At 70.3% G+C, this 17,696-nt stretch carries 20 protein-coding genes and 2 tRNA genes; 9 read left to right on the top strand and 13 right to left on the bottom strand.

Translation table 11 applies throughout. From position 1 onward, the window contains the following. Positions 1-117: 117 nt before the first annotated feature. Positions 118-657 (bottom strand): single-stranded DNA-binding protein, encoded by a 540-nt coding sequence (gene ssb / locus ACI3KY_RS18330; protein ID WP_404931565.1) that lies wholly within the window; start codon positions 655-657, stop codon positions 118-120. 230 nt (positions 658-887) lie between these two features. Here ssb and ACI3KY_RS18325 point away from each other — a divergent pair, with 230 nt between their 5' ends. Further along, positions 888-1,151 (top strand): hypothetical protein, encoded by a 264-nt coding sequence (locus tag ACI3KY_RS18325; RefSeq protein ID WP_404931564.1) that lies wholly within the window; start codon positions 888-890, stop codon positions 1,149-1,151. Between the two features lie 24 nt (positions 1,152-1,175). On the opposite strand, the gene ACI3KY_RS18320 is transcribed toward ACI3KY_RS18325, so the two are convergent. Then, on the bottom strand, positions 1,176-2,600 hold the full coding sequence (locus ACI3KY_RS18320) for a PLP-dependent aminotransferase family protein (RefSeq protein WP_404931563.1): 1,425 nt from the start codon (positions 2,598-2,600) through the stop codon (positions 1,176-1,178). Between the two features lie 62 nt (positions 2,601-2,662). Between ACI3KY_RS18320 and ACI3KY_RS18315 the strand changes: the two genes are divergently transcribed. Then, positions 2,663-3,268 (top strand): YitT family protein, encoded by a 606-nt coding sequence (locus tag ACI3KY_RS18315; RefSeq protein WP_404931562.1) that lies wholly within the window; start codon positions 2,663-2,665, stop codon positions 3,266-3,268. A 40-nt stretch (positions 3,269-3,308) separates the two neighbouring features. Here the strand turns inward: ACI3KY_RS18315 and ACI3KY_RS18310 are convergent, their stop codons facing one another. Continuing rightward, positions 3,309-3,521, bottom strand: a complete 213-nt coding sequence (locus tag ACI3KY_RS18310) for a methyltransferase (protein ID WP_194415244.1) — start codon at positions 3,519-3,521, stop codon at positions 3,309-3,311. A 105-nt stretch (positions 3,522-3,626) separates the two neighbouring features. Here ACI3KY_RS18310 and ACI3KY_RS18305 point away from each other — a divergent pair. The 6 genes from ACI3KY_RS18305 to ACI3KY_RS18280 all read left to right on the top strand — a co-directional run bounded on the left by ACI3KY_RS18305 (position 3,627) and on the right by ACI3KY_RS18280 (position 5,712). Beyond that, positions 3,627-3,699: transfer RNA gene (locus ACI3KY_RS18305), tRNA-Arg, on the top strand. A 77-nt stretch (positions 3,700-3,776) separates the two neighbouring features. Then, a complete protein-coding gene (gene orn, locus ACI3KY_RS18300) occupies positions 3,777-4,403 on the top strand; it encodes an oligoribonuclease (RefSeq protein ID WP_194415243.1) in 627 nt (208 codons plus the stop codon). A gap of 37 nt (positions 4,404-4,440) precedes the next feature. Continuing rightward, positions 4,441-4,516 (top strand) — tRNA-His (locus ACI3KY_RS18295). A 58-nt stretch (positions 4,517-4,574) separates the two neighbouring features. Then, complete coding sequence (locus ACI3KY_RS18290; protein ID WP_404931566.1) at positions 4,575-4,922, top strand: metallopeptidase family protein; 348 nt, start codon at positions 4,575-4,577, stop codon at positions 4,920-4,922. Then, on the top strand, positions 4,913-5,227 hold the full coding sequence (gene clpS / locus ACI3KY_RS18285; RefSeq protein ID WP_404931561.1) for an ATP-dependent Clp protease adapter ClpS: 315 nt from the start codon (positions 4,913-4,915) through the stop codon (positions 5,225-5,227). The genes ACI3KY_RS18290 and clpS overlap by 10 nt, the downstream gene beginning before the upstream one ends. After that, complete coding sequence (locus ACI3KY_RS18280; RefSeq protein ID WP_404931560.1) at positions 5,224-5,712, top strand: DUF2017 family protein; 489 nt, start codon at positions 5,224-5,226, stop codon at positions 5,710-5,712. The genes clpS and ACI3KY_RS18280 overlap by 4 nt, the downstream gene beginning before the upstream one ends. Before the next feature lie 8 nt (positions 5,713-5,720). Here ACI3KY_RS18280 and ACI3KY_RS18275 read toward each other — a convergent pair whose 3' ends face one another. From ACI3KY_RS18275 to gatC, 6 genes are all read right to left on the bottom strand, one after another. After that, positions 5,721-6,314 (bottom strand): hypothetical protein, encoded by a 594-nt coding sequence (locus tag ACI3KY_RS18275; RefSeq protein WP_404931559.1) that lies wholly within the window; start codon positions 6,312-6,314, stop codon positions 5,721-5,723. After that, on the bottom strand, positions 6,289-6,609 hold the full coding sequence (locus ACI3KY_RS18270) for a hypothetical protein (RefSeq protein ID WP_404931558.1): 321 nt from the start codon (positions 6,607-6,609) through the stop codon (positions 6,289-6,291). The genes ACI3KY_RS18275 and ACI3KY_RS18270 overlap by 26 nt, the downstream gene beginning before the upstream one ends. 95 nt (positions 6,610-6,704) lie before the next feature. Further along, entirely contained in the window at positions 6,705-7,967 is a 1,263-nt protein-coding gene (locus ACI3KY_RS18265; protein ID WP_404931557.1) for a DNA polymerase IV, read from the bottom strand. A gap of 103 nt (positions 7,968-8,070) precedes the next feature. Beyond that, complete coding sequence (gatB, locus tag ACI3KY_RS18260) at positions 8,071-9,594, bottom strand: Asp-tRNA(Asn)/Glu-tRNA(Gln) amidotransferase subunit GatB (RefSeq protein ID WP_404931556.1); 1,524 nt, start codon at positions 9,592-9,594, stop codon at positions 8,071-8,073. Further along, entirely contained in the window at positions 9,594-11,114 is a 1,521-nt protein-coding gene (gene gatA, locus ACI3KY_RS18255; RefSeq protein WP_404931555.1) for an Asp-tRNA(Asn)/Glu-tRNA(Gln) amidotransferase subunit GatA, read from the bottom strand. The genes gatB and gatA overlap by 1 nt, the downstream gene beginning before the upstream one ends. Before the next feature lie 11 nt (positions 11,115-11,125). Next, the gene (gene gatC / locus ACI3KY_RS18250; RefSeq protein ID WP_163617313.1) at positions 11,126-11,425 is read right to left on the bottom strand and encodes an Asp-tRNA(Asn)/Glu-tRNA(Gln) amidotransferase subunit GatC; all 300 of its coding nucleotides are present in this window, start codon (positions 11,423-11,425) and stop codon (positions 11,126-11,128) included. Positions 11,426-11,485: 60 nt separating this feature from the next. Here gatC and ACI3KY_RS18245 point away from each other — a divergent pair, with 60 nt between their 5' ends. Continuing rightward, positions 11,486-13,192 carry a long-chain-fatty-acid--CoA ligase gene (locus tag ACI3KY_RS18245; protein WP_404931554.1) on the top strand — a complete coding sequence of 569 codons (1,707 nt, stop codon included), beginning with the start codon at positions 11,486-11,488 and terminating at the stop codon, positions 13,190-13,192. A gap of 3 nt (positions 13,193-13,195) precedes the next feature. Here ACI3KY_RS18245 and ACI3KY_RS18240 read toward each other — a convergent pair whose 3' ends face one another. From ACI3KY_RS18240 to ACI3KY_RS18225, 4 genes are all read right to left on the bottom strand, one after another. Further along, positions 13,196-13,504, bottom strand: coding sequence for a YciI family protein (locus tag ACI3KY_RS18240; protein WP_404931553.1), 309 nt, complete (start codon positions 13,502-13,504; stop codon positions 13,196-13,198). Between the two features lie 38 nt (positions 13,505-13,542). Further along, positions 13,543-15,930, bottom strand: a complete 2,388-nt coding sequence (gene ligA, locus ACI3KY_RS18235; protein WP_404931552.1) for an NAD-dependent DNA ligase LigA — start codon at positions 15,928-15,930, stop codon at positions 13,543-13,545. Between the two features lie 89 nt (positions 15,931-16,019). After that, complete coding sequence (gene mnmA / locus ACI3KY_RS18230; protein ID WP_404931551.1) at positions 16,020-17,117, bottom strand: tRNA 2-thiouridine(34) synthase MnmA; 1,098 nt, start codon at positions 17,115-17,117, stop codon at positions 16,020-16,022. A gap of 73 nt (positions 17,118-17,190) precedes the next feature. Beyond that, positions 17,191-17,696 (bottom strand): aminotransferase class V-fold PLP-dependent enzyme (locus ACI3KY_RS18225; protein ID WP_404931550.1); only part of this gene is annotated, 506 nt, incomplete at its 5' end.

The raw sequence follows: 17,696 nt of genomic DNA, 5'->3' as shown, positions 1-17,696 counted from the left end.
GTTCTGAAGCGTTCGACTCCGAAGCGTTCAGCCTGCGCGGGGCGGGAGGTCTCGGGCCACGGGGAGAGTTTAGGGCCGCCGGCCCCGCGCAGGCTGAACGCTTCGGAGTCGAACGCTTCAGAACGGCGTCAGAGCGCTGTCGGTGGATGCATCGGCGTCGTGGCCCGCACCGACGAGCGTCGGCTCGAGGCTCTGGGCCTCGGCAGGGGGCGAGGCTGCATCCACGCCGGGGGCGGCCCATGCGTCGGCCCCGGCATCCTGCGACACTTCGCGTCCGCCACCTGCCGCGCGACCGGCATCCTTCACGAAGGTCGTCGTCCCCCACCGGAGGTCGTGGCCGATCGCATCGGCGTCGATCTCGATCGCCGTGCCGCGACGCGTGCCGTTCTCCCACTCGCGCACGCGCAGTCGACCCGTCAGGAGCACGCGGTCCCCCTTCTGCAGCGACTGGTACGCGTGGTCGGCGAGGGTGCGGAATGCCGAGACCGTGTAGAAGTTCGTACCGGCATCGATCCACGACTCCGTCTCGCGGTTGTAGCGCCGCCGACCGCTCGCCACCCGGAAGGTCGCGATCGTCACGCCGGCCGACGTCTGCTTCAACTCCGGAAGCGTGGCCACATTGCCGGTGATCGTGATCGTGTCGTCTGCATCACTCATGTCGGTTCCCATCTGTCGTTCCGGGGACCTTCCCCGGTGGTACCGCCGGCGCCCCGTGCCCGAGGACGCCGGCGGTGGATTCAGCCTGGCGCGCGGAGGAGCCGCCGTACCCGGTGACGAGCGGATCTGGGGACAGCGCACGCGAACCGTCCCTTGGGGAGGAATCGCCGGAGGCCGGGCGAGGATCCGATGTCGGAACCCGTAGATATGTTCGACAGCGAGGAGGAATCATGAGGACACTGATCGAAGCTGGATCGTCTCGCGCGCCACGTCTCACGACCGGTGCGCACGTGCATCTGGTCCCTGCCGCGCCTTCGCTCTGGCGCGTGGTCGATCCCGGCGGCATCGTCATCGGCCATCTCCAGGAAACGGTCCACCCCGCCGGAGTCCGCTTCCGAGCGCGACGTCTTCACGCGACGTCGCACCGGTTCCGAGACCTGGGCGAGTTCTGGAGCGCCGACGAGGCGGTGGAGTGCCTGCGATTCGCGCGGTGAGCCCGATCCCCGCACGAATACCCGTCAGATGACCGCGCCCGCGTGCTCGGTGATCGACGATGGCGCGCCGGACCGCACCGATGCCCAGGCGTCGGCGAGCACGCTCGCTGCGCGGGCCATCTCGTCCGGCGGTCCGGTGAACGGCACCCGCAGATGGCGTTCGTGGCCGCCTTCCACCGAGAACCGCGGCCCCGCACTCAACAGGAGGCCGCGCGAACGAGCCTGCATGACCAGGGCGGAGCTGAGAGGCGCCCCCAATTCGATCCACAGCGACACTCCCCCGTGGACAGCGGGCAGGTGCCATGAGGGCAGCGCCTGTTCCAGCGCAGCGATCAGCGCGTCGCGGCCCGCGCGCAGCAGCTCCGACCGCTGCCGCACGATCGCGTCGAACTGCCCGATGAGGCGCGTCGCGATGGCCTGCTCGAATTCCGGCGTCCCGAGATCATGGGCGGGGCGGGCAGCCACGAGGCGACCGATGAGCTCGCCGTCTGCGCGCACCCAGCCGAGCCGCAGACCGCCCCATACCGTCTTGCCCAGCGAGCCGATCCGCACCACGGTGCCCGGCTCGGAGGTCTCGAACCCCGGTGCGACGTGGCCGAGATCGATATCGAGGTCCGCGGTCGTCTCATCCAGCACCAGCACCGATCCTGAACGCTCTCCCGCCGCCAGCATGACCTCGCGCTCCCGCGAGCTCATACTGCGACCCGTCGGGTTCTGGAAGTCCGGCATGAGGTACGCCATGACCGGCAGCGTGCGTGCGAACGCCTGCTCGGCGCGATCGAGGTCCCACCCGTCATCCGTGGTCACCGGCACGCCGACCAGCCGAGCTCCCGCGCGACGGAGCGCGTCGGCGGCGTGCGGGTACGTCGGCGTCTCGACGAGGACGCGGTCCCCGCGGCCGATGAGCACCGACGAGACCAGATGGATCGCGCTCTGCGCACCGGTCGTCACGAGCACCTCCTCGGGGCGCGTCGGGATCCCCCGATCCGTGTACCGGCGGGCGATGGCCTCCCGCAGCTCGATGCGGCCGAGCACGTCGTAACCCACACGCGAGATCAGTCCCGACGCCTGCGCTGCCGTCTCCGACATGATCCCCGCGAGACCCGGCCACGCCGGCGGGCTGGCCTGCTGAAGATCGATCATTCCGTCGGCCGCCGGCATCCGTCCCGAGTCCCGGCGTCCGAGTGGCAGCGTGACGCTTCCGGATCCGCGCAGGCTCGCGATGTGCGCCGTGCGACGGAGACTGCCGTAGGCGGCGGCCACCGTGCTGCGACTCACCTGCAGCGCCGTCGCGAGTTCCCGCTCGGCCGGCAGCGCGGTCCGCGGCGCGAGGCGATTGTCGAGGCATAACAGGCGGATGCCGTCGGCCAGTGCCTCGTAGGCGGGTTCTCGCGTCCGCCACCCGCCGAGCGACGCAGCCAGTGCGCGCGCCGAGATCCGCGAGTCCATGAGGGCCAGCATACGGGTATTGGACTGCACCCTGCAGGCCAATCGTGAGATTGGATAGGTGGATGCCACGCCGAATCGTCCAGCTGCTCGTCGGACTCTTCCTCTACGGGGCCGGCTGCGCCCTGACCGTCGAAGCCGGCCTCGGCGTCGATCCGTGGACCGTCTTCGCTCAGGGCATCTCGCTCAAGACCGGGATAGGCATCGGATGGATCACGAACATCGTGGGCTTCTTCGTACTCCTGCTGTGGATCCCGCTTCGTCAGAAGCCCGGAGTCGGCACGATCGCCAACATCCTCCTGGTCGGCACGAGCATGCAGATCGTGATCGGCCTCGTCCCTCCGGTCGCCGGCTTCGGCGCTCAGCTGGCCGTGCTGCTCGGTGGCATCGTGCTCGTCGCGGTCGCATCCGGGCTCTACATCGGCGCCCGCTTCGGCCCGGGCCCCCGTGACGGGCTCATGACCGGCTTGAACGCTCGACTCGGCTGGCCGATCTGGGTGTGCCGGGCACTCGTGGAGATCTCGGTGCTGCTGGTGGGCTGGCTGCTCGGTGGCACCGTCGGCATAGGAACCGTGCTCTTCGCAGTGCTGATCGGCCCCCTCGTGCACGTCGCACTGCCGTTGCTGGACACGCGTCGCACGGCGACGCCCGCGGTCGAGCGCGCGATCTGACTCGTCCCGCCGGGGGGCGACGCGCTCCCCGCCGTCGTGTTCAGTGTTCGCGGAACTGTGGCCAGTCGCTGCCCGGGGTCATGTGCGCGTGCAGCGCGCTCTTCGCGATCTCCATCGTGGGATAGGTGCCCGCCGAGTGATCCGCTCCGGCCATCGTGACGGTGTAGCCGTCGTCGTCCTTGCGGATGCTGCCTGCGACGCCGGACGCCCCGTAAGCGACCCAGAGCGAGTGGTGCGTCTGTGTGGTGCTCATCGTGAACTCCTTTCGATGCCTCCGATGCCGACGGTACGCCGAGGCGCCCGCCAGCGCCAGCGTCCGCGACGGCGTGGTGCGACCCGGTAGTGTGGGAGCACCCTTCCCTCCGTAGCTCAGGGGACAGAGCGAGCGGTTTCTACCCGCAAGGTCGGGGGTTCGAATCCTCCCGGAGGGGCTGACGGGACCGGCGTGGGAGCCGGAACCCGGGTCCAGGCCCGTGGGATGTCTGGACTTGCGACAAGGATGGAGCACATGGTGGGTGCATCCGAGAACGATCGTCTGGTATGGATCGATTGCGAGATGACGGGACTCGATCTGGGCGTCGACGAACTGGTCGAGATCGCCGTGGTCGTGACCGACTTCGAGTTGCGCGCCATCGATCCAGGCTTCGCCGTCGTGATCAAGCCGGACGACTCCGCAATGGCGAACATGAACGAGTTCGTGACGAACATGCACCGATCTTCCGGCCTCCTGGAAGAGATCCCTCATGGCGTCAGCCTCGCGGACGCCGAGTTCCAGGTTCTCGAGTACATCCAGCGGTTCGTGCCGCTGGAGGGCAAGGCGCCCCTTGCGGGAAACACCATCGGCACCGACCGCATGTTCCTCGCGAAGTACATGCCCCGTGTGGACCGCTGGCTGCACTATCGCAACGTCGATGTCTCGAGCATCAAGGAGCTGTCACGCCGCTGGTATCCCCGCGCGTACATCCACGCTCCGGCGAAGGACGGCGGCCACCGAGCGCTCGCGGACATCCTCGAATCGATCCGCGAGCTGGCCTATTATCGCCAGGCGGTGTTCGTCCCCGAGCCGGGTCCGACGAGCGACGGAGCGCGCGCCGCAGCCGCTGCCGTCGTGTCGTCGTTTGCCCCGGAGGTGTGAGAGAATCGTTTGGTTGCCCGCTCAGGCGGGAGACATGGTGGGTATAGCTCAGTTGGTAGAGCGCTGGCTTGTGGTGCCGGATGTCGCGGGTTCGAGTCCCGTTACTCACCCCAATTCCGGTCGAATGGGGCGCGTGCACGCGCCCCATTCGCGTAGAGGCGAGGCATCATGATGGAGATGGATGCCGCGACCTTCGAGCAGCTGGTGACCGACGAGCTGGATGCGCTCCCCGACGACATGGTGGAGGGCCTCGACAACGTCGTGTTCGTCGTGGAGGATCGCCCCGAGGACGGCAGTCTCGATCTGCTGGGGCTGTACGACGGCTGGGCGCTGACCGAACGCGATCGCTACGGCGTCGGTGAGCTGCCGGATCGGATCATCGTCTACCGCGAACCGCACCTCGCAGCCTGCGACGACGATGATGAGCTTCGCGACGAGGTGCACACGACGCTCGTGCACGAGATCGCCCATTTCTACGGGATCGACGACGACCGGCTTCACGAGCTGGGGTGGGCGTGATGACTGCGTTGGCCACTCCTTCCGTCGATCACGACGTCGAGCTCGACATCGCCTCGCGAAACGACCCGGCCCGGCCGTGGCAGACCGTCGTGTGGGACGACCCCGTCAACCTCATGAGCTATGTCGCGCATGTCTTCCGCGAGTACTTCGGTCTGGCGCGTGCGGAGGCGGAGCGGCTCATGCTCGCCGTGCACAATGAAGGTCACGCCGTCGTGGCCCAGGGCGCGCGGGAGCAGATGGAGTTGCACGCCCAGGCGATGCACGACTACGGCCTGTGGGCGACCGTACGGCAGGCGCCGGCGTGAGCGAACGGCTCGTGGTGATGGAGATCACCCGCCTCGAGGCCGCGCATCTGGCCGACCTCGTGGGACAGTTCGCCGAGCTGTTACGGGACACGGCGCCCGGAGACGGCGACCCGGCACTCGCGCGCCTCGTGCCGTCGGCCTACCCCGACGACGAGGAGGCCGCCCGAGAGTTCCGTGCGCTGACCCAGTCCGACCTGCTCGACCGGCGCTCCGCCGATGCCGGTCTCGTGCTCGCCTCCTTGCACGACGCGGCTCGGATCTCCGAGGATCCCGATGACCCCGCTCTCCTGGAACAGGTCGAGATCCGGCTCGGGCCGGAGTCCGCGCAGGCATGGCTGCGGACGCTGGCGGCCGTGCGTCTGGTCCTCGCGACGAGGCTCGGGGTCGAGCAGGACGACGACCACGACGTCACCGATCCGCGCTTCGGCGTCTACGACTGGGTCGGCTACCGGTTGGACGGCCTCGTCGCCGCGCTCGACGGCTGAGCCCGACCTCAGGGCACCGGGATCACCAGCGTCGCGAGGCGCATGGGGTCGTCGCGAGCGACGTGCTGCCGCTCCTGGGCAGCCCAGCGCTCCCAGTGCGGGCGGAAGCTCTCGCCGTCGCGGGTCAGCGCGCGCTCCTTGCGGGATGAGGCGGGCGACTCGAGCCACACGCGCACATCCCCCAGGCGCGCCGTCGCGGGAGTGAGCAGTCCGGCACCCTCGACGATGAGCGGCAGCGACGGGTCGACCGCATGCGCCTCCGCCGGTTCGCCGACGGTCCAGTCCCACCGTTGCCAGACACCCACGAGTCCGCGCGCGTGCGGCCGCAGAATCAGCTCTCGCGCGAGCTCGACCCCGTCGTCCAGGCCGTCCCAGCCCGGATAGATCGAGTCCAGTGCGACGACCTGGACGCGGCCTCTCAATGGCCATCGTGCGACGAGCGCACTGGCCAGCGAGGACTTGCCGGCTCCGCTCTGGCCGTCGATGAGGACGACCGGATTGGATGCCGCCACGTGGGCGATCTCGTGTCTGATCTGGTCGACCGCGATGGCCAGCGCGTTGCCGACCGCGTCCCTGCTACTTCTTGAGGGTGCGGATGACACGACTGAGCGCGCGGCCGGCGAAGAAGACGAACGGGACCGCGACCGTCAGCAGCGCGATGATGTTCGGCTCGAACCGGAGGTCGTCTCCGCGGCGGATGTAGGCACCGACCGGGATCGCCCAGCCTCCTCCGCCGCCGCCGCCGTTGCCGGCCTCGTCGGATCCGCCGCCGAAGCCGGACCAGGTCAGGGCGACCGGGATGATGCGGACGCCGCCCACGTCCTGCTGCTCCCCGTATGCGCCCTTCACGCCGAAAGACGCTGACTGCTTGCCGAGTTCGAGTGCGATGTTGGGCATGGGTCAACGGTAGCGGGCGCGAGCGTTCCGGCACACCCGCCGCCGCAACTCCGCCCCGGCACGGAACGACCGATGCCGAGTCCGCCTCGGTCCCCTCAGCCCTGGTCGAGCCGAGGGGCGGGCGGGCTCGACGGAATCGTGCCGCCCCCGCGTGCGCCCAGAAGCGTGGCACGGGTGACCGCGCCGCGGCCGAACTTCGCGGCCGCGCCGTCCAGCGCATCCTCGATGCGCCGCCAGCCGGCGTCGTCGTCCCAGAGCGTCGGAGCCGCTGCGCCCGCGGGACGCAGCTTCTCAGCTCGAACGCCGACCAGGCGAACGGGGAGCGCGCGATCCACCGATGCGAACAGCTCCAGTGCGGCATCCCCGATGCGCTGGCCCACGGCCGTCGGCTCGACGAGAGTCTGGGAGCGGGAGATCGTCGTGAAGTCGGCGAAGCGCACCTTGATCGCGACGGTCGATGCCTCCCAGCCGTTCGCGCGCAGCCGGGCGCCCACCCGGTCCGCCAAGCGACGCAGCTCGGAACGGAGGATCGCCGTGTCGGCGATGTCGTCGTGGAACGTCTCCTCGTGGCCGACGCTCTTCTCGACGCGGCGGGTGTCGACTTCCCGAGCGTCTATCCCGCGTGCCAGGTGCCACACCCGGTCGCCCATCGCAGCGCCCAGCGCCCGATCGAGCATTTCGCGCGGGGCGTCGAGCACATCGCCGATCGTACGGATGCCGCGGCTCTCGAGCGCCTCCGAAGCCTTCGGTCCGACGCCCCAGAGCGCCCGGACAGATCTCGGCGCCAGGAACGCCGCAGTGTCCGCTTCGGGAACGATGAGCAGCCCGTCGGGCTTGCTGATGGTGGAGGCCATCTTCGCGACGTGCTTGGTGGCGGCGACGCCGATGCTGCAGGTGAGCCCGGTCTCGTCGAGCACTCGCCGGCGCAGCATCCGCGCGATCCGCCCGGGGCTCCCCCAGAGCCGACGCGCTCCGCGGACGTCGAGGAACGCCTCGTCGATCGACAGCGGCTCGACGAGCGGCGTGACGTCGCGGAAGATCCGCATGACCTGGGCGGACATCTCGAGGTACCGCTCGAAGTGCGGCGCCACCACGATCGCGGTCGGGCACAGCCGGAGCGCCTGGCCGACCGGCATGGCCGACCGCACCCCGAAGCGTCGCGCTTCGTACGAGGCGCTCGACACGACGGACCGGCTGTCGGGGGCGCCGATGATGATCGCCTTGCCGCGCAGCGACGGATCGTCGAGCTGCTCCACAGAGGCGTAGAACGCATCCATGTCGACGTGCAGGATGCCGGCGCCGGCGTCGTCGGCGTCGTCGGGCGAGACGAGACGCCCGGATCCGTCACCACGCCCCATGTCGTCCATTCTCGCAGCACCCGCCGACATGGAACCGCGAGGGCGGCCCCGGACGGGACCGCCCTCGCGCGGCTGGATGGGCGGCGTGCACCCGGGTCAGCTGCTATGCGTCGTTCGCGCTCGCACGCTCGAGGACAAGCTCACGCACGCGCGCGGCATCCGCCTGTCCCTTCATCGCCTTCATCACGGCGCCGATGACCGCCCCCGCCGCCTGCACCTTGCCATCGCGGATCTTCGCGAGCACGTCCGGCTGCGACGCCAGCGCCTCGTCGATCGCCGCGATGAGCGCGCCGTCGTCGGAGACCACGGCGAGTCCGCGGGCGTCGACGACCTCCTGCGGCGAGCCTTCGCCGGCGATGACGCCCTCGAGCACCTGGCGCGCGAGCTTGTCGGTGAGGGTACCCGCGTCGACCAGAGCCTGGAGAGCCGCGACATCGGCGGGCGTCGCGAGCTCGGTCGCCTCCCGGCCCTGCACCTTCGCGATGCGCGCGATCTCGCCGGTCCACCACTTGCGAGCGGATGCCGGCGAGGCGCCGGCCGCGACCGTCGCCGCGATCTCGGGCAGGATGCCGCTGTTGGCGGCATCCTGGAACTCCAGGTCGGTGAAGCCCCACTCCGTCTTGAGGCGACGACGACGCGCCGCAGGCGGCTCGGGCAGCGCGGCGCGCAGCTCTTCGATCAGCTCGATGGGCGGTGCGACGGGCAGCAGGTCGGGCTCGGGGAAATAGCGGTAGTCATCGGCATCCGACTTCGGACGACCCGGTGACGTGGTCCCGGTGTCTTCGTGCCAGTGCCGCGTCTCCTGCGTGATGGTCCCGCCGGCGGCGAGGATCGCCGCCTGGCGCTGGATCTCGTAGCGCACGGCGCGTTCGACGGATCGCATCGAGTTGACGTTCTTCGTCTCCGTGCGCGTGCCGAGCTTCTCCTGGCCGCGCGGGCGCAGCGAGACGTTCGCATCGCAGCGCAGGTTGCCGCGCTCCATGCGGGCCTCCGAGATGCCCAGGGAGAGCACGATGTCGCGGATCGTCGCCACATAGGCCTTCGCGATCTCAGGCGCGCGGTGCTCCGCCCCGAAGATCGGCTTCGTGACGATCTCGACCAGCGGCACGCCGGCGCGGTTGTAGTCGACGAGCGAGTACTCGGCGCCCTGGATGCGGCCGGTGGAGCCGCCGACGTGCGTCAGCTTGCCGGCATCCTCCTCCATGTGCGCGCGCTCGATCGGCACGGTGACGATCTCACCGTCCGCGAGCTCGATGTCGACGGTCCCCTCGAACGCGATCGGCTCGTCGTACTGCGAGATCTGATAGTTCTTCCCGAGGTCGGGATAGAAGTAGTTCTTCCGCGCGAACCGGCTCGAGGGCGCGATCGAGCAGCCGAGCGCCAGTCCGAGGCTGATCGAGTAGCGCACGGCGGTCTCGTTGACCACCGGGAGCGCGCCCGGCAGGCCCATGTCGACGGGCGCGACCAGGGTGTTGGGTCCGGCGTCGTGATTGGCCGAGTTCGCGGGGTTCGCGGCGGCCGAGAACATCTTGGTCTCGGTGTTGAGCTCGACGTGCACCTCGAAGCCGAGCACGGGCTCGAAGAGCTCGAGGGCCTTGTCGAAGTCCATCAGCTTGTCCTTCGCCATCAGCGGACGCCTCCGTTCGCGCCGAGGGCCGGGGCCCTGTCGAGGAGCGGACCGCCCCACGAGTCGACCAGCAGGGCTTCGAGCGCCGCGCCCACGCGATACACGCGCGCATCCTCGTGCGCGGGCGCCAGGAACTGGATGCCGACCGGCAGGCCGTCTTCTGCGGCGAGGCCGGATGGGATCGAGATGCCGGGCACACCGGCGAGGTTCGCCGGAATGGTCGTCACGTCGTTGAGGTACATCTGCAGCGGATCGTCGATCTTCTCCCCCAGCCGGAACGCCGTGGTCGGCGCCGAGGGGGTCGCAATCACGTCGACCTGGGCGAAGGCCTCGGCGAAGTCACGCTGGATGAGCGTCCGGACCTTCTGCGCCGAGCCGTAGTACGCGTCGTAGTAGCCCGCCGAGAGCGCGTAGGTGCCGAGGATGATGCGGCGCTTCACCTCATCGCCGAAGCCCGCGTCGCGGGTCTTGGCCATGACGTCCTCGACGGTGCCGCCCGGCACGTCGACACGCAGGCCGAAGCGCACCGAGTCGAACTTCGCCAGGTTGCTGGATGCCTCGGCCGGGAGGATCAGGTAGTAGGCCGCCACGCCGTACTCGAAGTGCGGTGCGCTGATCTCGACGATCTCGGCGCCCTGCGCCTCCATCGCCGCCAGGGCGGCGCGGAACGACTCCGACACGCCGGTCTGGAAGCCGGTGTCGGGCAGCTCGCGGATCACGCCGACCTTGAGCCCCTGCAGCGCCTGGCCGGTGGCGCCCTCTCGGGCGGCGGCGGCGAACGACGGCCAATCGTGGTCGAGCGAGGTCGAGTCGTGCGGGTCGTGCCCGCCGATCACGTCGTGCAGCAGTCCGGCGTCGAGCACGGTCCGCGTGACCGGGCCGACCTGGTCGAGACTCGAGGCCAGCGCGATCGCACCGTAGCGGCTGACGCCGCCGTACGTGGGCTTGATGCCGACCGTCCCGGTGACGTGCGCAGGCTGACGGATCGACCCGCCCGTGTCGGACCCGAGCGCGAGGGGTGCTTCGAACGCCGCGACGGCGGCCGCCGAGCCACCGCCCGAGCCGCCCGGGATGCGGGTCAAGTCCCAGGGGTTGCGGGTCGGACCGTATGCCGAGTGCTCGGTCGACGAACCCATGGCGAACTCGTCCATGTTCGTCTTGCCGAGCGGGACGAGTCCGGCGGCGCGGGAACGCGCGACGACTGTCGCGTCGTAGGGCGACATGTAGCCCTCGAGGATCTTGGAGCCGCTCGTGGACGGCATGTCCGTCGTCACCAGGACGTCCTTGATGGCGAGGGGCACGCCGGCGAGCGCGCCGAGCTCTTCCCCGGCCGCGCGGCGGCGGTCGATGTCGGCCGCCACGTCGAGCGCGTGCTCGCTGACGTGGAGGAAGGCGTGCACGTCCGCATCCACCGCGGCGATGCGGTCGAGGTGCGCCTGCGTCGCCTCGACGCTGGACACCTCCCGGGCGGCGAGCTTGTCTGCGAGCGCGGCAGCGCTCAGCTTCGTGAGATCGGTCACGTGGGTGCCCCTTACTGCTCTTCGCCGAGGATCGCTGTCACGCGGAACCGGCCGTCCGCGGCATCCGGTGCGTTCTGCAGCACCTGCGCCGGCGTCAGCAGGTCTCCCGGAACGTCCGGCCGGAACACGTTCTCGAGCGGGATCGGGTGACTGGTGGCGGCGACGTCGGGCGTGGCGACCTCGGAGACCTTGGCGATGTTGTCGACGATCGCGTCGAGCTGACCGGTGAGGCGCTCGACCTCCTCGTCGCTCAGCTGGATCCGGGCGAGCACACCGAGATGGCGCACGAGATCGGGGGTGATTTCAGACACCACCCCAGCCTACCGGGGCTCTGCCCCGAGCCTGCGGCGGCCCCGGCGTAGGCTGATCGCGTGACGACCTACGACCCGCCGCGCCCCTGGATCGCCAGCTACGCCGAAGGCGTTCCGGACGACCTCGCACCGGTCACCGGCTCGCTCGTCGACATCGTCGATGCATCGGCGCGCGACTATCCGGATGCCGCGGCCCTGCAGTTCTTCGGACGCGAGACGTCGTACCGCACGCTGCACGAGCAGATCGAGCGTGCGGCCGCGGGCCTGCGGGAGCTCGGCGTGAAGGCCGGCGATCCCGTCGCGATCGTGCTGCCGAACTGTCCGCAGCACATCGTGGCGTTCTACGCGATCCTGCGGCTGGGTGCGGTCGTCATCGAGCACAACCCGCTGTACACGCCCCGCGAGCTGCGCAAGCAGTTCGAAGACCATGGGGCGAAGCACGCCATCGTGTGGACGAAGGTCGTCGCCACCGTGCAGCAGTTCCCGGCCGACCTGGCCGTGACGAGCCTCGTCTCCGTCGACGTCATCACGGCGATGCCCTTCGGCACGCGGCTGGCTCTCAAGCTCCCCATCGCGAAGGCGCGCGAGTCCCGCGCGGCGCTCACCGAGCGCGTGTCCGGCACGGTTCCGTGGGAGCAGATCGTCGGCGCGGCGCCGCTGCCGGCATCCCACCCGCGTCCCGGCACGGACGACCTCGCCCTCATCCAATACACGAGCGGTACCACCGGCACGCCGAAGGGGGCGGCGCTCACGCACCGCAACCTGCTCTCCAACGCCGCGCAGGCGCGGGCCTGGGTCCCGTCGATCGTGCGTGGCGACGGCTGCGTGGTCTACGCCGTGCTCCCGATGTTCCACGCGTACGGGCTGACGCTGTGCCTCACGTTCGCGATGTCGATGGGCGCGCGGCTGGTGCTCTTCCCCCGCTTCGACCCCGACATGGTTCTCGCGGTCACGAAGAAGCATCCCGCCACCTTCCTGCCGCTGGTGCCGCCGATCGCCGACCGTCTGCTGCGCGCCGCCCGCGAGAAGGGCGTGTCGCTCGCCGGCACCGAGGTCGCGATCTCGGGGGCGATGGCCCTCCCGCACGAGCTCGTCGTGCCGTTCGAAGCTGCCTCCGGCGGCTTCCTGGTCGAGGGGTACGGGCTGAGCGAGTGCTCGCCGGTGCTCATGGCCAACCCGGTCGCCGACAACCGCGTGCCCGGGACCGTCGGTCTGCCGCTGCCCGGCACGGAGTGCCGTGTCGTCGACCCCGACGACCCGACGCAGGATGTCCCCGCCGGCGAGCGAGGCGAGCTCGTCGTGCGCGGCCCCCAGGTCTTCAGCGGGTACTACGGCAAGCCCGAAGAAACCCAGGCCGTCTTCACGGACGGATGGTTCCGCACGGGCGACATCGTCACCATCGACGACGCGGGATTCGTACGCATCGTCGATCGGATCAAGGAGCTCATCATCACGGGCGGCTTCAACGTCGCCCCGACCGAGGTCGAGAACGCACTGCGTCAGCATCCACAGGTGGAGGACGCGGCGGTGGTGGGCCTTCCCAGCGAGCACTCGGGCGAGGAGGTCGTCGCCGCGATCGTCCTGCGTCCCGATGCCGGCGGTGAGATCGACGTCGAGGCGGTGCGCGAGTTCGCGCGCGGCATCCTCACGCCGTACAAGGTGCCCCGCCGGATCTATGTGGTCGACGAGCTTCCGACGTCCCTCATCGGCAAGGTCCTCCGCCGACAGGTGCGCGACCGCCTGCTGAGCCTGAACACGGGAGTCTGAGGCTCACTCCCCCAGTCCGTCGCGGGCGACCGCGGTCCGGTACGGGTGCACTGTGGCGTCGAACACGCCCGCCGCGACGGCGGGGTCGGCGCGCATCACCTCTCGTGCCGCCGCTTCGTCGTCCGCCTCGAAGATGGTGATGCCGAATGTGCCCTCGGCCTCCTGTGTCCGGCCGGCGAGGATCAGGATGCCGCGATCGCGGAGGGAGACGAGGTACGCGAAGTGGTCGCCGACGATCCGCTGCTCCTCGGGAGTCGGATCGCTGACCATCGCAGGCCGCGCGGGGACGATGCGATACAGCCACTGCGCCATGCCGCCATCATCCCCGTCGCAACCCGCGACCGCACGGGTCAGCCGGCGTCGGGAGCGGCCGCGTCGAGCGCCTCCGGCCCCTGCGTCACGAGGACGTGGAACTGCGCGGCATCGAGGATCCGGATGCCGAGTTCCTCCGCCTTCGCCAGCTTCGAGCCTGCACCGGGCCCGGCCGCGACGAAGTCGGTCTTCTTCGAGACGCTCGAGGCGGCCTTTCCGCCGGCCTTCAGGATCGCCTCCTGCGCACCCTCACGGCTGTAGCCCTCGAGGGAGCCGGTCGCGACGACCGTGAGCCCGTCGAGCACTCCCCCGGCGTCGACCGCGGCCCCGGGCCCGGGGTGGCCGGGCGTGGCGAGCTGCGCTCCCGCTGCCGTCCAGCGCTCGACGATGTCGCGGTGCCAGTCGACGTCGAACCAGTCCAGGAGCGAGTCCGCGATGATCCCGCCGACGCCCTCCACCCCGGCGAGCTCGTCGCGCGACGCCGTGCGGATCGCGTCGACCGAGCCGAACCACTGTGCGAGCGCACGCGCGGCGACCGGCCCGACGTGGCGGATGTTCAGCGCGACCAGGAACCGCCAGAGCTCCTTCGTCTTCGCGCGCTCGAGCTGGTCGATGAGCGTCAGGGCCTGCGCCGACGGCTGGGGTCCGCCGAGCCCTGCCTTCTTCTCGGCCGGCGACGGGTTGCGACGGAACGGCGAGCGGCGGACCACGTCGCCGGTCTTCTCGTCGATGCGCGGCTCGCCGGTCTCGGCGTCGCGGACGACCACCTCGATCGGCACCAGCTGGTCGACGGTGAGCTCGAAGAGCGTGGCCTCGGTCTCGAGCGGCGGAATCTCCGGAACCGAGGGCTGCGTGAGTGCCGCCGCCGTGACCTCGCCCAGCGCTTCGATGTCGAGCGCGCCGCGTGAGCCGATGTGCTCGACGCGCCCGCGCACCTGCGCCGGGCAGGCACGTGTATTCGGGCAGCGCAGATCGATGTCGCCCTCCTTGGCCGGGGCCAGGGGCGAGCCGCACTCGGGGCACAGCGTGGGCATCACGAACTCCCGCTCGCTACCGTCGCGCAGTTCGACGACGGGACCGAGGATCTCGGGAATGACATCGCCGGCCTTGCGCAGCACGACGGTGTCGCCGATCAGCACCCCCTTCGCGCGCACGACGTCCTGATTGTGCAGCGTCGCCTGCCGCACCACCGATCCCGCTACCCGGGCCGGGGCCATCACCGCGAAGGGCGTGGCGCGCCCGGTGCGGCCCACGGAGACGACGATGTCGAGCAGCTTGGTGTTGACCTGCTCCGGCGGGTACTTGTACGCGATCGCCCAGCGCGGCGCACGACTCGTCGCGCCCAGCTCGTCGTGCAGCGCGAGCTCGTCGACCTTGACCACGACGCCGTCGATCTCGTGCTCGACGTCGTGCCGGTGCTCGCCGTAGTGCGCGACGAAGTCGAGCACGCCGTCGATGTCGTCGGCGGTGCGGAAGTAAGGGCTCGTCGGGAGCCCCCATTCGGCGAGCAGGGCGTAGATCTCGCTCTGCGAGTCGACCGGGGGCCGGCTCCATGCGCCGATGCCGTGGACGAAGAGCCGCAGTGAGTCCAGACGAGCCTGGCCCGCCTCCCGCTCGAGCCCGTCCTTCTTGTCGAGCTGCTGACGCAGGCCGCCCGACGCCGCGTTCCTCGGGTTCGCGAAGGAGGGGAATCGGCGCTCGGCGCTCAGCCGCGCCTTCGCCTCGTCGAAGGCGCGGCTGCGCGCGCGGGTCTCTTCGACGGCGCGATCACGCATGGCTGCCTGCAGCGCGTTGAGCTGTTCGAAGGCGGCGACAGGAATGAACACCTCGCCGCGGACCTCGACGATGTCGGGGTGTCCACTGCCCGCCAGTCGCTGCGGGATGCCCGTGACACGGACCGCATTCATCGTCACGTCCTCGCCGATCCGGCCGTCGCCGCGCGTGGCGGCGGAGGTCAGCACCCCCCTCTCATACCGCAGGCTGATCGCCAGTCCGTCGATCTTGAGCTCGGTCAGCCAGCGCACCCGCCGACCCGCCGAGGCCTCCGCCTTCAGGCACCAGTCGCGCAGCTCGTCGAGACTGAACACGTTGTCGAGGCTCAGCATCCGCTCGGCGTGCTCGATCGGCGCGAACATGGAGCTCTCGGCGGCACCCACCGTCTGGGTCGGCGAGTCCTGACTCTGCAATTCGGGGTGGAGCCGCTCGAGCTCTTCGAGCCGATGCATCCACCCGTCGTACGTCGCATCGTCGACGATCTCGGCGTTGCGGCCGTAGTAGGCGTCTCGCGCGTCGAGGATGCGCTCGGTCAGCGCCTCGGCCTCGGCGCGGGAGGCGTCCAATCCCGCATCGGTCTCGAGACCTCCATCGGCGGCGAGGGCGGTCGGCGCATCGAGCGGCGCGGTGGCTGGCGTACCGAGGTCATCCATCACCACGCCAGTCTAGAAGCGGGCTCCGACAGCACACAGGCTCGGAGAGTCGCGCAACCTGAGGCGCCGGCATCCACCGGCGCGTGCGCTCACGCGTCCGCGGGAACCGCCGAGACTGTCCGATCGATCGTGAACTGGCCGATCACCCGCGTGCCGTCGTACAGCACCGCGGTCTGGCCCGGGGCGACCCCGTCGAAGGGTGTTTCGGGAATGACCGTCAGCATGCCCGCCGTCAACGTGGCACTGGCAGGCACCGGATCGGCGTGCGCGCGGATCTGCACGTGGCAGGCGAAGTCGCCCGCCTCCTGCGGACGCCCCGCCCAGGAGAACCGCTCACCGGAGATCTCGGCGGTCGCGAGGGCCTCCTTGGGTCCGACGACGACCGTGTTGGAGACAGGCCGCACCTCGAGCACGAACCGCGGCTTGCCGTCGGGGGCGGGCACGCCGAGCTGCAGGCCCCGGCGCTGGCCGACCGTGAACGCGTGAGCGCCCTCGTGCGAACCGACGACGGCGCCGGTGCGATCCAGGATGTCGCCGCGCTCGGCGCCGACCTTGTCGGCGAGCCAGCCGCGCGTGTCGCCGTCCGGGATGAAGCAGATGTCGTGGCTGTCGGGCTTCTGCGCGACGGTGAGTCCGCGCTCCTCCGCTTCGGCCCGCACCAGAGCCTTGGACGGGGTCGCCCCGAGCGGGAAGTAGGTGTGGGCGAGCTGCTCGGCGTTCAGCACGCCCAGCACGTAGGACTGGTCCTTCGCGGCATCCGAGGCCCGGTGCAGCTCGAGGCCGTCCGCCCCGTCGACGAGCGTCGCGTAGTGACCGGTGCACACCGCGTCGAACCCGAGTTCCAGCGCACGCTCGAGCAGCGCCGCGAACTTGATCTTCTCGTTGCACCGCATGCAGGGGTTGGGAGTGCGGCCGGCGCGGTATTCGGCGACGAAGTCGTCGATGACGTCGTCGCGGAAGCGCTCCGAGAAGTCCCAGACGTAGAACGGGATACCGAGGCGGTCGGCCGCACGACGCGCGTCCATGGCGTCCTCGATGGTGCAGCAGCCGCGACTGCCGGTACGCAGCGTGCCACCGGCCCGGGAGAGGGCGAGATGCACGCCGACGACGTCGTGGCCGGCATCGACCGCCCGGGCGGCCGCCACCGCGGAGTCCACTCCGCCGCTCATGGCCGCAAGGATTCGCATGGGTCCAGTCTACGAACCCGTACCTGGCCGGGATCCGGATGCCGCGACCCGGCGTGCGCCGGTCACGGCAGGGTCACCGTGAGCCCGCCGCGGCGCGCGCCCGTTCGACCGCCTCCGGCAGGGCGGCGAGCGCCGCGTCGATGTCGCTGTCGACGGTGGTGCGCCCGAGTGTGAATCGCAGCACCTGGCGCGCCTCGGCATCCGTCCGCCCCATCGCGAGCACGACGTGCGAGGGCTCGGGCACGCCCGCCTGGCACGCCGATCCGGTCGACACCGCGATGCCGGCGCGGTCGAGCAGGAAGAGCAGCGTCTCGCCTGATGCACCGGGGAACAGCAGGTGCGCGTTGCCGGGCAGGCGCTGGATCTCATCACCGAGCAGTTCGGCGTGGGCGATGCTGCTCCGGATGCCGTTGATCAGCCGGTCGCGGAGGGCTCCGAGCCGGACCGCCTCGATCTCGCGCTCGGCGTCCGCCGCCTCGGCCGCCGCGGCGAAGGCCGCCGCTCCGGCCACATCCTGGGTACCGGCGCGCAGACGTCGCTGCTGGGCGCCGCCGTGCTGCAGCGCCGTCAGTTCCGCAC

This window comes from Microbacterium sp. ZW T2_14, from assembly GCF_044987405.1.
Classification (GTDB): domain Bacteria; phylum Actinomycetota; class Actinomycetes; order Actinomycetales; family Microbacteriaceae; genus Microbacterium.
The sequence above is the reverse complement of the archived record's forward strand: the minus strand, read 5'-3'. Positions and strand labels throughout refer to the sequence as shown.